Source organism: Haemophilus pittmaniae, assembly GCF_900186995.1.
GTDB lineage: Bacteria > Pseudomonadota > Gammaproteobacteria > Enterobacterales > Pasteurellaceae > Haemophilus_D > Haemophilus_D pittmaniae.
The window spans coordinates 1,247,605-1,262,885 of record NZ_LT906463.1; the positions used below are offsets into that span (position 1 = coordinate 1,247,605).

A 15,281-nucleotide genomic window follows, 5' to 3' on the forward strand; every position below is an offset into this window, starting at 1 on the left:
TCGTCAAGCTCATGATTTTTTGCTAAGATAGCCATGCTTTATTTATTGAACGGATTAGTCCGTTATTTTTATTCTTGTTTCATCCAAAAGGAAAATTATGCGTTGTCCATTTTGTGCCACCGAAGAAACTAAGGTGATTGATAGCCGCCTGGTGTCCGATGGTTATCAAGTTCGCCGCCGCCGTGAATGTGGAAATTGCCACGAACGTTTTACTACCTTCGAAAGTGCGGAACTTGTGGTACCAAAAATCATTAAAAGTGATGGTTCGCGGGAAGCTTTTAATGAAGATAAATTACGCCGCGGTATTCAACATGCCCTTGAAAAACGGCCGGTCAGTGCCGATGATGTGGAGAAAGCTATTAGCCATATTATCATTCAATTACGAGCTACCGGTGAACGGGAAGTTTCTAGCCAAGTGGTCGGCAAGTTGGCAATGAATGAACTTAAAACTTTAGATAAAGTTGCCTACATCCGTTTTGCTTCCGTGTATTTAAGCTTCGATGATATTAATCAATTCACTAAGGAAATTGAAAACTTAAAGGATTGATTATGCCAACCTCCATTTTTTCTAGCGCCGATCATAACTTCATGCAACAAGCCATTGCCTTGGCGAAACAAGGTCAATATACCGCAACACCTAATCCAGCGGTCGGCTGCGTTTTAGTCAAAGATGGCGCAATTGTGGGACGGGGATTTCATGCAAAACCCGGCTTACCGCATGCCGAACGCATGGCTTTAGCCGATGCAGGAGTTGCCGCACAGGGCGCGACCGCTTATGTGACCTTAGAGCCTTGTGCCCATTATGGTAGAACACCGCCCTGTGCACTAGGCTTAATTGAGGCTGGAGTGCGCCGCGTGGTTGCGGCAATGCTCGATCCTAATCCGTTGGTGGCCGGGAAAGGGATTCAAATGTTGCAAGAAGCCGGAATTGAATGTCAAGTAGGACTCTTGGGCGAACAGGCTGAGGCATTAAATCGAGGCTTCTTAAGCCGCATGCGATATGCTCGGCCTTTTGTACAATTAAAATTAGCTATGAGTCTTGACGGTCGCACGGCAATGGCTAATGGCGAAAGTAAATGGATTACCGGAACGGCTGCGCGAGCGGATGTACAGCATCATCGCGCGATGGTTTCGGCAATTTTGTCTACGTCTGCAACAGTATTGGCGGATGATCCCGCATTGAATGTCCGTTGGGCTGATTTTCCACCAGAACTGCGGGAATGTTACCCTGAATCTCAGGTGCGCCAACCGGTACGGGTAATTTTAGATTCTCAGCATCGGGTAACACCACAGCATCGCCTATTTGCTACGCACTCTCCTGTTTGGTTGGTGAGCAGTCAAGCGCGTGATATGAGCGGCTTTCCGGCATTTTGTGAGGAGTTATTATTGCCTGAAGGTTTTACCTTGGCGCAACTGATGCACAGCCTAGCCGAGCGCCAGATTAACAGTCTTTGGGTGGAGGCAGGCGCTAATTTTGCGGGCAGTTTGATTGAACAAAATCAGGTGGATGAGTTGCTCCTTTATGTCGCGCCTAAATTATTAGGTGATAGCGCCCGTGGCTTATGTCACCTACCACATTTACAGCGTTTGGCCGATGCCCCCTTATGGCGTTTAATTGATATCGAACAAATTGCCGATGATCTTAAATTAATTTATCAACGATACGACAATGCTTAAAAAATATATTTATCCGGCCCTTTGGGGCTTAGTTGCTGCGGCAATTATTTTATTTGCTTTACCGAGGTTTAACGGCCTGTTAACCAACAATGACATTATGTCTTTTAAAGAAGCCGTGCGTATTGCTTCACCCGCCGTAGTAAATGTGTATAACCGTTCCTTTTCTTCCGCCAGTATTAACGATAGCGACCAGTTAGCCGTAAACAACCTTGGTTCGGGGGTTATTATGACGAAGGATGGTTATATTCTCACCAATAAACACGTCATTCAAAATGCTGATCAAATCGTCGTGGCGCTACAAAACGGCAATATTTATGAAGCCAGTTTAATTGGTTCCGATAATTTGACGGACTTGGCCGTGCTTAAAATCAAAGCCGATAATCTATCCACTATTCCACAAAATAAAAATCGCCAAGTACATGTTGGCGATGTCGCATTAGCTATTGGGAATCCATATAACTTAGGACAAAGTGTTTCCCAAGGGATTATTAGTGCCGTGGGACGTAATGCGGTAGGCGAGTCCGTTGGCCGCCAAAACTTTATCCAAACCGATGCTTCGATCAATCGAGGTAATTCCGGCGGTGCATTAATCAATTCGGCCGGCGAATTAGTGGGGATTAGCACTTTAAGTATTGGAAAAACAGCCAATGAAATCGCTGAAGGTTTAAATTTTGCCATTCCGATGGATATTGCCAATGATGTATTGCACAAAATCATGCGCGATGGACGAGTGATTCGTGGCTATTTTGGTGTACAGAGTGATATCAGCGGTAGCAATGAGCAAGGTATTATGGTGACCGGTGTTAGACCGGAAAGTCCGGCAGCCAAAGCGGGTATTCAGTCAGGAGATGTGATACTGGCATTGAATCAGCAAAAAGGTATTTCTGCCCGCCAGATGATGCAAATTGTCAGTGATACTAAGCCAAATACTGAAGTGCGCGTCACTATTTCCCGATTTGGTCAGACTTATGAATTGCCGGTAGTTATTGAAGAATTACCGTCAAATTAGGAAACGTTGTGGAAATTAAAACCAGTCACTTTTTTGCCTGTTTAGATCGTCTTCGTTTGATTCAGCGCTGGTCGTTGATGCGTAACATCGAGGCAGAAAATTTAGCCGAGCATAGTCTGCAAGTGGCCTTTGTTGCGCAGGCATTGGCGATTATCAAAAACCGTTTTTTCGGCGGTACGGTGAACCCCGAACGGATTGCTGTACAGGCGATGTACCACGATACCTCGGAAATTTTTACTGGGGATTTACCAACGCCAATCAAGTATTTCAATGCTGAAATTACCCATGCCTATAAGGAGATTGAAGCAGCAGCCGAGTTGCATTTGCTCAGTTTGCTGCCACAGGAGTTACAGCAGAGTTTCGCGCCTTATTTGGATAGCACACAATTTAGTGCAGAGGAAAAACACATTGTAAAACAGGCGGATTTATTGTGTGCTTATATCAAAGCTCAGTTTGAGTTGGAGCATGGCAATTTAGAATTTAAAAGTGCCAAACTCCGTTTAGAGGGATTGATGGAGCAATGGCATAGCGATGAAATGGCATATTTTCTACAGGTTTTTCTGCCTAGCTTTGGGAAATCAGTGGATGAACTAACACTTTAATGGCTATTAAAAATAAAAAGGAAATGTCACATTGGGCATTTCCTTTTTTATTGGTAATGAATAACAATAAAAATTATTTTGATTCAATTTCAATTCAAAAATAGCATCAAAAATGTCCTTTATGCCTAATTTTTAAACACTCATAATAAAATCAATGGGTTAGGTGGTATTTTGGGAAAAATTCTTGAAAATGGCAGGGCGTTTCTAAAGTGCTTTACGTTTATTTGCCGGTAGATAAGGCATCATGTCAGGCAAAGGACATGTATAAAACCTGTCCCTACAATTCCATATTCATTAGAAAATTATTTGGGATTAAACCGATGAGCTTGTAGGGACAGGCTTTATGTCTGCCTTGCACTATTAACTCAGCTCAGAAGAACGCACCAAGGTGCGCGATGCTGCGAAAGCGATAGCCGGTATATCTAAAGAAGGAGAGCGAAAATGGGTGGGAACAACACGATCTGGTGTTGAAGTTGAGTGGTTCTTCGATAAGAAGGGAAATATATCAACCGTTTATCCGGTAAGGGGACAATAATGATAGTTGAATTTGGATATTATGATTCTTTTGGCAAGCTAGCTCCTATCTGTGCAACTAAGGATTCGTTATTTGATTCAAGTGTTATAACTACATATATATCAACATTAAATGAGATAAATATTGTTCGCCTTGTTTTAGATGACTTAAAAAATTTAGAACTCACATGGGAATATATCGGCACGGAAGCTTTTGATGCCTATATCGATCATGATAGGGTGAAAGTGGGTTTCGATCTTTTAGATGGATACGATGAATATGATGAAATTGATGATGAAAGAGATCATACAGAGTATTTAATACCTCGTAAGGAACTGACTTATCTTTTAGAAAGATGGTTGGCATTCATACAAAAACCAATAACAGAACCGAACTACATAGAAATTGTTGATTCAATTGAATTTGGATATTGTGATTCTTCTGGCAAACTAGCGCCTAGGTGTGTAGCTAAGGATTCGTCAGACAATGCAAGAAGAGCTATAGCCACATATATGTCAATATTAAATGATATAGATATTGTTCGTCTTGTTTTAGATGATTTAAAAAATTCAGAACTCACATGGAAATATATCGGCACGGAAGCTTTTGATGCCTTTATCGATCATAATAGGGTAAAATTGGGTTTAGATCTTCTAGATAAATGCGATGAAATTGATGATGAAAGCGATCATACAGAGTATTTAATACCTCGTAAGAAATTAACTTATCTTTTAGAAAGATGGTTGGCGTTCATACAAAAACCAATACCAGATCCGGACTACATAGAAATTATTGATTCAGAGGATGCTTATAAATGACAGTCATGATTGGTGGACATTCCGCCTTAGGCAATATACGTGTTGATCGGATATTATACACTTATCCAAATGGCGTATATCTTGCACAGATTTCCGCTTTTGATAGTGAAACTAATCAATATATTGTGAAGACCAATAATAATGGGGAGACCTTGATGTTTCCCCAAACGTGGACGGCAGATCGTATTAAAGTTGAAATTAATTCTGCTTATATGAATCAAGTAGATGATTTAGATCCTATTCGTAAGGCCGAGGGTATGTGGGCTGGTATTTCGAATTCAGGTGTGCGCATAGAAGGTTATACCTATCCTGTCGTCACGGCTTTTCCAAGTGCTGAGCAGGAGTAAAGATGAAACTTATTTTTACGTATATTCAGCATAAAGGACAAATTATTCCAACTTGCCATTTAGAGGAAAATCACCAACTAAATCCATTAACCGGCTATTTGAATGATCCAATGGGTGGCCCAAATTATTTCTCTTTTTTAGATCATTCATTGGCAATTTTGACGGATGATATAATTCAAGAAGCGGATATTTCTTCCAATTCTTGGGGGGCAGAGGTGATGAATGATGAAGTGAATTTTTATTTTCTCTTTGCTCAAGAAGAGGAGTCTCTTTATCTTACGTTGCCTCGTGGAATTATGATTGATGTGTTGAGATTATGGCTGATTTTCCGAAGTCAAGAATCCGAAGAAGGCTTAACACAGCGCTTAGAGTTTTAAGTTGAAAGTGTGGTCAATTTTCCAGGAGTTTTAAAACCTCTTAAAATTGACCTCACTTTTTTATTGCTTAACGAACATCTTAAAAGCCTAGAGTGTGATTGTGAATTGGGCTATTTATTGGTGTAAAGCCTAAAAAATGTCCTTTATGCCCCAATTTTATTGATTGTCAATGAAATCAATGGGTTATATTGGATTTCAGTTAAAACTCTGTAATTGAAAGGGGCGTTTATATGTCACGTTTAGTATAGGGATGGCATATCTTCCGTTGGACGGGTTTTAAAACGACGGTGCAGCCACATATATTGTGCCACGCCTTTCAGAATTTCCTTTTCCACCACGCGATTCATGCGCGCTGCAATGGCCGTTTCTTCATCTAAATCAGTAAAATCAACCGGAGCAGAAATACTCACCGTATAACCTGAACCATCTTCATTACGTAACGGTGCAAATGGAATCACTGCCGCTTGCGGTACTGATTTCAGCAAATAATAACTGCCGGTGGTAGTGGCGGCTTCAGGCACCGCAAAGAAGGGGACAAACACGGCATTTTTACGGCCATAATCATGATCCGGCGCATACCAAATGGTTTCCCCATGCCGTAAGGCTTTGATCATTCCTCGTAAATCCTTACGATCGAGTAGGGCGCGATTAGAACGTATGCGGCCGCGATATTGGATGTAATCGAATAGCGGATTATCGTTTGGGCGATAGACCCCGACTCCAGGGTGGGCTAAGCCAAGGATGCGGGCACCAAGCTCAAGGGTTAGAAAATGTACCCCGACTAGAATAATTCCTTTTTCAGCATTGTTTTTCAGGTAATCCAGTCCTTCAATTTTTGACCAATTTTTGATTCTGGCATCAGACCAAAACCAAGCCATACCGGTTTCAATTATGGCCATACCAACGGCTTGTAGATTTTGTTGCAGAATTGCTTCGCGTTCTTCGCTAGATTTTTCAGGAAAGCATAACTCAAGGTTGCGGCGGGCAATGGCGGCACGCCGACGGCCAATTTTTAGACGGGAAAACAAACGCCCTAAGGCGTTGCCGATGTGGCGTAAAACAGGATAGGGAAGCAGTAAAAGCAGCCGCCAACAGAACAATCCAAAACCAAGCACCCAATATCGTGGGGCTAGAAAAGACCATTGAAATTGCGGTTGTTTTACGTTTTTCATAATTCATCCCTTAAACATCGGGGCGTAGTTTATCGCAATTTTTAGTTGTGGTAAAATCGCCGCCAATTTTTTGATTGTCAGAGAGAGTGTGCAAAATGGCGCAATATTCAGCGGATTTTAAACAGGCAAAAGTGTTGGTGTTAGGCGATGTGATGCTCGACCGTTATTGGTTTGGCGCAACCAATCGAATTTCTCCGGAAGCACCGGTGCCGGTAGTACGGGTACAGGAGAGCGAAGAACGCGCAGGTGGTGCGGCAAACGTGGCGATGAATATCGCTTCGCTGAATGTGCCGGTGCAATTACTCGGTTTAATTGGTCGCGATGAAGCGGGCAATGCATTGGGCGCATTATTGCAAAAGCAAAAAATTGATTGCAATTTTGTGGCCTTGGGAAGCCATCCGACAATTACCAAATTGCGCATCTTATCTCGTCATCAACAATTGTTACGTTTGGATTTTGAAGAAGATTTTAATAATGTGCGATGCGAGGAATTGCTGAGCAAACTGGCTAATGAGATTAAAAATTTCGGTGCGTTAATTCTTTCTGATTACGGTAAAGGCACGTTGGCTGATGTACAACAAATGATCCAAATCGCCCGTGAAGCGAAGGTGCCGGTGTTAATCGATCCGAAAGGAACGGATTTTGAACGCTATCGTGGTGCCACCCTGTTAACTCCAAACATGTCGGAGTTTGAGGCAGTAGTGGGATGCTGCGAAAGCGAACAGGAGATTATTGACAAAGGTTTGCAATTAATTGCCGATATTGATTTAAGCGCGTTGTTGGTGACTCGTTCGGAAAAAGGCATGACCTTATTGCGTCCAAATCAACCACCGTATCATTTACCGACTGTTGCCAAAGAAGTGTTTGATGTAACCGGCGCCGGCGATACTGTGATTAGTGTATTAGCTACTGCCTTAGCTGATGGTCGTTCCTATGAGGAATCCTGCTATTTAGCCAATGTGGCAGCCGGTATTGTGGTGGGTAAATTAGGAACGTCGACGGTTTCAACGGTGGAATTAGAAAATGCGATTCATGGTCGTGCTGACAGCGGTTTCGGCGTGATGAGTGAAGCCCAACTCAAAAATGTGATTGCACAAGCCAAAGGGCGTGGCGAGAAAATCGTAATGACCAACGGTTGTTTTGATATTTTGCATCCGGGTCATGTGTCTTATTTAGAAAATGCGCGTAAATTGGGGGATCGCCTGATTGTTGCCGTGAATTCCGACGACTCGGTGAAACGCTTAAAAGGTGAGTCTCGTCCGATTAACGATTTAGCTGCGCGTATGGCGGTGTTAGCCGGCTTGGCATCGGTGGATTGGGTGGTTCCGTTTAGTGAAGATACGCCGCAGCGTTTAATTGGTGAAATTTTACCGGATTTATTGGTGAAAGGCGGCGACTATCAACCGAATGAAATTGCCGGTAGCCAAGAAGTGTTAGCCAATGGTGGCGAAGTCAAGGTGCTGAATTTTGAAAATGGCTGTTCCACCAGCAATGTAATTGCCAAAATTCAATCCTTGAAAGATTAATGGATATAACCAATGGGGCGACTTAGGTCGTCCCATTTTTGTTTGTTTCCCTTCATATTTAAAACGCCCCTTAGTTTTTTGACGTTTTTCTTAAAAATACATCTAAGTCATTGATTTTATTAATGTTTAATTTAAAACCTGAATTTCCAGCACGATTTGGCGCAAAATTACCGTTTTTTGCTTAAATCACCCTGCCATTTGCGGTATCATAGGGCGCAGTTTTAACTTGAAGTAACCCAATGTTATGGCATCGCAACCGCAACAAATTCCATCCTCCGATCAGAAGACCGCACAACTGAGCGTCCCTCCTCATTCCTTAGAAGCTGAACAGGCCGTATTAGGCGGCATTATGTTGAGTAATCAACATTGGGACGGTATCGCCGAACGAGTGATTGCCGACGATTTTTATACCAAAGGCCATCGCGAAATTTTCCGTGCTATGGAAGATTTGATGCGGGCTCAGACGCCGATCGATTTAATCACGTTGGATCAAGCTTTAAAAAGCAAAGGTATCAGTGATCAAGTGGGTGGTTTTGCCTATTTGGCTGAGCTTTCCAACAATACACCGAATGCCATTAATATTTTGGCCTATGCTGATATCGTGCGGGAAAAGGCGGTATTACGAGAACTGATCGCGGTCGCCAATGATATTGCTGAGGATAGTTATTCGCCGAAAGGGCAGGATGTCAAAATGATTTTGGATGAGGCGGAGCGCAAGGTATTTGAAATTGCCGAAAAGCGTAATACCTCAAGCGAAGGCCCACAAAATGTGATTAATGTGTTAGAGAACACCATTGCGCGCATTGATATGCTAAGCAAATTGGAAAATCACAGCGGCGTCACCGGCGTGACTACCGGCTTTACCGATTTGGATAAGAAAACCGCAGGATTGCAACCTTCCGATTTAATTATCGTCGCGGCCCGGCCATCCATGGGGAAAACCACCTTTGCTATGAATCTCTGCGAAAATGCAGCAATGGCCAGCGATAAACCGGTCTTGGTGTTTAGTTTGGAGATGCCGGCGGAACAAATCATGATGCGGATGATCGCCTCTTTGGCGCGCGTAGATCAAACCAAAATCCGTACCGGACAAAATCTTGATGAAATCGAATGGAGTAAAATCGGTAGCGTATTTGGAATGTTTAAACAGAAAAATAATCTGTATATCGATGATTCCTCCGGTTTAACTCCGACCGAAGTGCGTTCGCGTGCCCGTCGGGTCTATCGGGAAAATGGCGGTTTGAGCATGATTATGGTGGATTATTTACAATTAATGCGGGCGCCGGCATTTTCCGATAACCGAACCTTGGAAATTGCTGAAATTTCCCGTTCCCTAAAAGCCTTGGCAAAAGAATTGCAGGTACCGGTAGTAGCACTTTCGCAGCTCAACCGTACCTTGGAACAGCGTGCCGATAAACGTCCGGTGAACTCGGATTTACGGGAGTCCGGCTCTATCGAGCAGGATGCGGACTTAATTATGTTTATCTATCGCGATGAAGTGTATAACGACAATTCGGAGGACAAGGGCGTGGCGGAAATTATTATTGGTAAGCAGCGTAACGGTCCAATCGGTCGAGTGCGTTTAGCCTTTAACGGACAATTCTCCCGTTTCGACAATCTTGCCGAACAGCGTGAATATCGAGATGATTATTAATAACGGAATAACAATATGAACGTCAAACCGGCCACAGCGAAAATCAGCTCCCTGGCCTTAAAACACAATTTACGGATTATTAAAGAGAAAGCCCCTCACAGTAAAATTATTGCGGTGGTAAAAGCCAATGCATATGGCCATGGTGTGGTTTTTGTCTCGCGTGCGGTCGAGCAAATGGTTGATTGCTTTGCGGTAGCTCGTTTACAAGAAGCGTTAGCGCTGCGTTCCCATGGTATTACTAAGCCGATTTTATTGTTGGAAGGCTTTTTTAATGACAAGGATCTGCCTGTAATGGCGGTGAATAATATCGAAACTGTCGTGCACAACCGGGAACAATTGGAGGCCTTAAAACAAGCGAATCCTCCGCTACCGGTAAAAGTCTGGTTAAAAATTGATACTGGGATGCATCGTTTAGGCGTGTCGCTCGATGAAGCGGATGAGTTTTATCGTGAATTAAAAGAATTACCACAGGTACATCCGCAGTTAGGATTTGTCAGTCATTTTAGTCGGGCCGATGAATTAGATTCCGATTACACTGAAAAACAGCTTTCCCGCTTTTTATCCGCCACCGCTGGCAAGCAGGGTGAGCGCACCATTGCTGCATCGGGAGGTATTTTATTTTGGCCGCAGGCGCATCTTGATCTGATTCGACCGGGAATTATTATGTACGGTATTTCACCGACAGATACGGTGGGCGCCGAATTTGGCTTGATTCCAGTGATGAATTTAACTTCCTCATTGATTGCCGTGCGTAATCATAAAAAAGGTGAGCCGGTAGGCTATGGGGGTATTTGGCGTGCACCACAGGATACTAAAATTGGCGTGGTGGCTATCGGCTATGGTGATGGCTATCCGCGCGATGTTCCTGAAGGTACACCGGTGTATTTAAACGGTCGTATCGTGCCAATTGTCGGACGGGTTTCAATGGATATGTTGACCGTTGACCTTGGTGCGGATAGCCAAGACAGAGTGGGCGATGAGGCGATTCTTTGGGGGAAGGAGCTGCCGATTGAAACCGTCGCTAAATATAGCGGTATTTTAAGCTATGAATTAATTACCAAACTGACGCCCCGCGTGTTAACGGAATATGTGGATTAACCGATTTATTTTTCTAAAAGGATAACATTATGCAAAATATCAATCCAACCCAAACCGCCGCTTGGCAAGCCCTTGAACAGCACCATCAGGCAAATAGCGACCGCACAATCGCTGAACTGTTTGCCCAACAGCCGGATCGTTTTAAGGATTATTCGTTAACCTTTGATAACCAGATTTTGGTCGATTTTTCCAAAAACAATATCAATCAGGAAACTTTAAACCTGTTGCGTCAATTGGCTAAGGAATGTGCCTTAGATGAAGCTAAACAGGCCATGTTTAATGGTGAAAAAATCAATCGCACAGAACATCGTGCAGTATTGCATACCGCATTGCGTAATCGTTCGAATAGTCCGGTATTGGTAGATGGCCAAGATGTGATGCCGGAAGTCAATGCCGTATTGGCAAAAATGAAAGCATTTTGTGAACGAGTGATTTCCGGTGAGTGGAAAGGTTATACCGGCAAAGCAATTCGCGATGTGATCAATATCGGTATTGGTGGTTCCGATTTGGGACCTTATATGGTGACTGAAGCATTACGTCCATATAAAAATCACTTGAATATGCATTTCGTATCCAATGTGGATGGCACGCATATTGCGGAAACCTTGAAAAAAGTCGATCCGGAAACTACCTTGGTTTTAGTGGCTTCAAAAACCTTTACGACACAAGAAACCATGACGAATGCTTTAACTGCACGTGATTGGTTATTGGCTGCAGCAAAAGATCAAGCTGCGGTCGCCAAACATTTTGCTGCGCTTTCCACGAATGCAAAAGCTGTAGCAGAATTTGGTATTGATACCGACAATATGTTTGAGTTCTGGGATTGGGTCGGTGGCCGTTATTCCCTTTGGTCAGCGATTGGTTTATCTATTGCACTCTCTATCGGGTTTGAAAACTTTGAAGCGCTTTTAAGCGGCGCGCATGCGATGGATCAACATTTCGTAAATGCACCGATTGAGCAAAATATTCCAACTACGCTGGCATTAGTCGGCCTATGGAATACTAATTTCTTAGGTGCACAAACTGAAGCCATTTTGCCTTACGACCAATATTTGCACCGTTTTGCCGCTTATTTCCAACAAGGCAATATGGAATCCAACGGTAAATATGTGGATCGTAACGGTCAACGCATTCGTAACTACCAAACCGGTCCAATTATTTGGGGGGAACCGGGTACCAACGGTCAGCATGCGTTCTATCAATTGATTCACCAAGGCACCAGTTTAATTCCTTGTGACTTTATTGCGCCGGCTCAAAGTCATAATCCGTTGGGCGATCATCACAATAAATTACTTTCCAACTTCTTCGCGCAAACCGAGGCGCTAGCGTTCGGTAAAAGCCAAGCTGAAGTGGAAGCAGAATTTGTCAAAGCGGGTAAATCCCTGGATGAAGTGAAGGATATCGTGCCATTTAAGGTATTCCTTGGTAACAAACCGACTAACTCAATTTTGTTGCAAAAAATCACTCCGTATAGCTTAGGTGCATTAATTGCTATGTATGAGCACAAAATTTTTGTACAAGGCGTACTTTTCAATATCTTCAGTTTCGACCAATGGGGGGTGGAATTAGGTAAACAACTCGCCAATCGAATTTTACCGGAATTAGCAGGTAGCGAATCCATTAGTGCTCACGATAGCTCGACTAACGGTTTGATCAATCAATTCAAAGCCTGGCGCTAAGCATAAAGGTTGAGATAAAAAAGAAAGCCATCGTTTATACGATGGCTTTCTTATTGCTAATTTAAAAACGCTCTACCGATTTTCAATGTTTTTCTTAAAATCAACCCTAACTAGTTGATTTTATTAGGGTTTATTTAAAAACTTAAATTTCGGCCGAGAACACGTTATTTATTGTCGTAATCCGCTGGGTTATAGCCGTAATAGGCGCGACGAAGAATTTCTTCCATATCAGCAACCAATGGCAAGCGCGGGTTAGCCGGTGAACATTGGTCTTCAAAGGCTAATAGGGAAACATCACGGCGTGCTCCGAGCCATTCTTGTTCGTCTAATCCCTGTGCTTTGAAGGACATTTGAATACCGCAACGTTCCGCTAAGTCATAGCAGGCTTGTGCATAGGAACGAACACCTTCTTCCGGAGTTGCACAAGGCAAGCCAAGCATACGGGCGATTTCTTGATATTTCACATCGGCTTTGTAGTAATTGTATTTCGGCCAAGTCGCAGTTTTTTCCGGACGGGTACCGTTATAGCGGATTACATGCGGCATTAAAATTGCGTTGGTACGACCATGTGGAGTATGGAAACGGCCGCCAATTTTGTGTGCCAAGGAGTGGTTCATACCAAGGAATGCATTAGCGAAGGCCATACCCGCCATAGTGGAGGCGTTATGCATTCTTTCACGTGCTTCAGGATCTTTTTGCAACACGGATTTTTCTAAGTGTTCAAACACCAATTTAATCGCTTGTAATGCCAAGCCATCGGTGAAATCGTTAGCTAAAATCGATACATAAGCTTCGGTTGCATGGGTGAGCACATCCAAACCGGTATCTGCAGCAACATGTTGCGGTACGCTCATAACCAAAGATGGATCGACGATAGCGATGGTTGGTGTGAGTGAGTAGTCAGCGATTGGATATTTTTTATCTCCTTCGGTAATTACGGCGAAAGGTGTTACTTCTGAGCCTGTACCGGAGGTTGTTGGGATGCCAATAAATTTCGCTTTACGCCCCAATTGTGGGAATTTAAATGCACGTTTGCGGATATCCATGAATTTTTGCACTAAATCGCGGAAATCCACTTCCGGTTGTTCATAGAATAACCACATCACTTTAGCTGCATCCATGGCTGAACCACCACCTAAAGCAATAATGGTATCCGGTTGATAGTTACGCAACAATTCAACACCGCGACGAACGGTTTCGATAGACGGATCTGGTTCTACATCGGCAAATAATTGATAGGTGACGTGATTACCACGAGCGGTAATTTGTTTTGCGATTTTTTCCACAAAACCTAAATCAACCATGGTACGGTCGGTTACGATGACCACGCGTTCCATGCCGCGCATGGATTGTAGATATTGAATTGAATCCCGCTCAAAATAGATTTTTGACGGCACTTTAAACCATTGCATATTGTTTCTCCGTCTGCCAAGGCGTTTGATATTGATGAGATTGACTGCGCTGACATTATTACCAACGGAGTTTTTACCATAGGAACCACAGCCTAAGGTTAGTGATGGCAAGAAGGCATTATATACATCACCAATACCGCCAAAGGTGGATGGAGAATTCCAGATAACTCGAATGGCTTTCACACGCTCACCAAAGTGTTTCGCCAATTCAGCATCGGTGGTATGGATGGCTGCAGAGTGGCCAAGACCGTGGAATTCCACCATTTGTTCGGCTTTGTTGAGACCGTCTTCGCGGGAGTCGGCTTTTAAAAGAGCTAATACCGGAGAAAGTTTTTCGCGGGTTAATGGTTCTTTTTCACCAACTTCGCTACATTCGGCCAATAAGATATTGGTACGTGGAGGAACTTTAAAGCCGGCTTGTTCGGCAATCCAAGAAGCAGGTTTACCGACCACGTTGGCATTGAGTTTGGCTCCACCACAGTTTTTGCTATTGGCTTTGGCTCCAAACATGAATTCTTCCAATAAGGCTTTTTCTTTTTTATTGACTAAGTAAACACCGTAGGAAAGCATCTCTTTCACGAAATCTGCATAGATTTCTTTATCTACGATAGCCGCTTGTTCGGAGGCACAAACCATACCGTTATCGAAGGATTTTGACATGACGATGTCATGCACCGCTTGTTTAAGGTTAGCCGATTTTTCGACATAAGCTGGTACGTTACCCGCACCTACGCCGAGAGCCGGTTTTCCGCAAGAGTAGGCGGCTTCTACCATGGCATTCCCGCCGGTAGCTAAAATAGTCGCGATACCAGGATGTTTCATTAAGGCTGAAGTCCCTTCCATAGAGGGTTTTTCAATCCATTGAATACAATTCTTCGGCGCACCAGCTGCAACAGCTGCCTCATAAACGATTTTGGCTGCATGAGCAGAGGATTGTTGGGCAGATGGGTGGAAGGCAAAAACAATTGGGTTACGGGTTTTTAATGCAATGAGTGATTTGAAAATTGCGGTAGAAGTTGGGTTGGTGGTTGGGGTAATACCACAAATAACACCAACAGGATCGGCAATTTCGGTAATCCCGGTCACATCATCTTCGCTAATAATGCCAACGGTTTTAAGATGGCGCATATTATTCACCACATATTCACAGGCAAATAAGTTTTTGGTCGCTTTATCTTCAAAAACGCCACGGCCGGTTTCTTCATAAGCATGCATAGCCAACACCCCGTGTTGATCTAATGCCGCAACTGAGGCTTTAGCCACGATAAAGTTAACCTGCTCTTGATTGAGCTGATGGAACTCTTCGAGAGCCACTAGGCCTTTTTCAACCAAAGCATTGACTTCCGCTTGGGCATCACTTGGCTTGTTTACAACATTACTCATAATGTTTCTCCTA

General features: G+C 43.4%; 13 protein-coding genes. 11 read left to right on the forward strand and 2 right to left on the reverse strand.

The genetic code is table 11. The features are described from left to right. Positions 1-97: 97 nt before the first annotated feature. From nrdR to CKV74_RS06230, 7 genes are all read left to right on the forward strand, one after another. Positions 98-547: a transcriptional regulator NrdR gene (gene nrdR / locus CKV74_RS06200; RefSeq protein WP_007242890.1), complete on the forward strand. Its 450-nt coding sequence runs from the start codon at positions 98-100 to the stop codon at positions 545-547. 2 nt (positions 548-549) lie between these two features. After that, positions 550-1,677, forward strand: coding sequence for a bifunctional diaminohydroxyphosphoribosylaminopyrimidine deaminase/5-amino-6-(5-phosphoribosylamino)uracil reductase RibD (ribD, locus tag CKV74_RS06205; RefSeq protein ID WP_007243062.1), 1,128 nt, complete (start codon positions 550-552; stop codon positions 1,675-1,677). Next, positions 1,670-2,686 carry an outer membrane-stress sensor serine endopeptidase DegS gene (gene degS / locus CKV74_RS06210; RefSeq protein WP_007242846.1) on the forward strand — a complete coding sequence of 339 codons (1,017 nt, stop codon included), beginning with the start codon at positions 1,670-1,672 and terminating at the stop codon, positions 2,684-2,686. The genes ribD and degS overlap by 8 nt, the downstream gene beginning before the upstream one ends. Positions 2,687-2,694: 8 nt before the next feature. Then, positions 2,695-3,288, forward strand: coding sequence for a 5'-deoxynucleotidase (gene yfbR, locus CKV74_RS06215; protein WP_007242977.1), 594 nt, complete (start codon positions 2,695-2,697; stop codon positions 3,286-3,288). Between the two features lie 534 nt (positions 3,289-3,822). Beyond that, positions 3,823-4,620 carry a DUF5376 family protein gene (locus CKV74_RS06220; RefSeq protein WP_007242838.1) on the forward strand — a complete coding sequence of 266 codons (798 nt, stop codon included), beginning with the start codon at positions 3,823-3,825 and terminating at the stop codon, positions 4,618-4,620. Continuing rightward, a complete protein-coding gene (locus tag CKV74_RS06225) occupies positions 4,617-4,967 on the forward strand; it encodes an EndoU domain-containing protein (RefSeq protein WP_007243018.1) in 351 nt (116 codons plus the stop codon). Before CKV74_RS06220 ends, CKV74_RS06225 begins: the two co-directional genes overlap by 4 nt. Positions 4,968-4,969: 2 nt before the next feature. Continuing rightward, entirely contained in the window at positions 4,970-5,344 is a 375-nt protein-coding gene (locus CKV74_RS06230; protein WP_007242950.1) for a DUF5376 family protein, read from the forward strand. 239 nt (positions 5,345-5,583) lie between these two features. Here the strand turns inward: CKV74_RS06230 and lpxL are convergent, their stop codons facing one another. Then, a complete protein-coding gene (gene lpxL / locus CKV74_RS06235) occupies positions 5,584-6,516 on the reverse strand; it encodes an LpxL/LpxP family Kdo(2)-lipid IV(A) lauroyl/palmitoleoyl acyltransferase (RefSeq protein WP_095176883.1) in 933 nt (310 codons plus the stop codon). 95 nt (positions 6,517-6,611) lie between these two features. Here lpxL and hldE point away from each other — a divergent pair, with 95 nt between their 5' ends. From hldE to pgi, 4 genes are all read left to right on the forward strand, one after another. After that, complete coding sequence (hldE, locus tag CKV74_RS06240; protein ID WP_007243024.1) at positions 6,612-8,042, forward strand: bifunctional D-glycero-beta-D-manno-heptose-7-phosphate kinase/D-glycero-beta-D-manno-heptose 1-phosphate adenylyltransferase HldE; 1,431 nt, start codon at positions 6,612-6,614, stop codon at positions 8,040-8,042. A gap of 244 nt (positions 8,043-8,286) precedes the next feature. Then, entirely contained in the window at positions 8,287-9,696 is a 1,410-nt protein-coding gene (locus tag CKV74_RS06245; RefSeq protein WP_007242984.1) for a replicative DNA helicase, read from the forward strand. 15 nt (positions 9,697-9,711) lie between these two features. After that, positions 9,712-10,794: an alanine racemase gene (gene alr / locus CKV74_RS06250; protein WP_007242942.1), complete on the forward strand. Its 1,083-nt coding sequence runs from the start codon at positions 9,712-9,714 to the stop codon at positions 10,792-10,794. 29 nt (positions 10,795-10,823) lie between these two features. After that, positions 10,824-12,473, forward strand: a complete 1,650-nt coding sequence (gene pgi, locus CKV74_RS06255) for a glucose-6-phosphate isomerase (RefSeq protein ID WP_007242828.1) — start codon at positions 10,824-10,826, stop codon at positions 12,471-12,473. 164 nt (positions 12,474-12,637) lie between these two features. Here pgi and adhE read toward each other — a convergent pair whose 3' ends face one another. After that, a complete protein-coding gene (adhE, locus tag CKV74_RS06260; RefSeq protein WP_095176885.1) occupies positions 12,638-15,268 on the reverse strand; it encodes a bifunctional acetaldehyde-CoA/alcohol dehydrogenase in 2,631 nt (876 codons plus the stop codon). Positions 15,269-15,281: the final 13 nt, after the last annotated feature.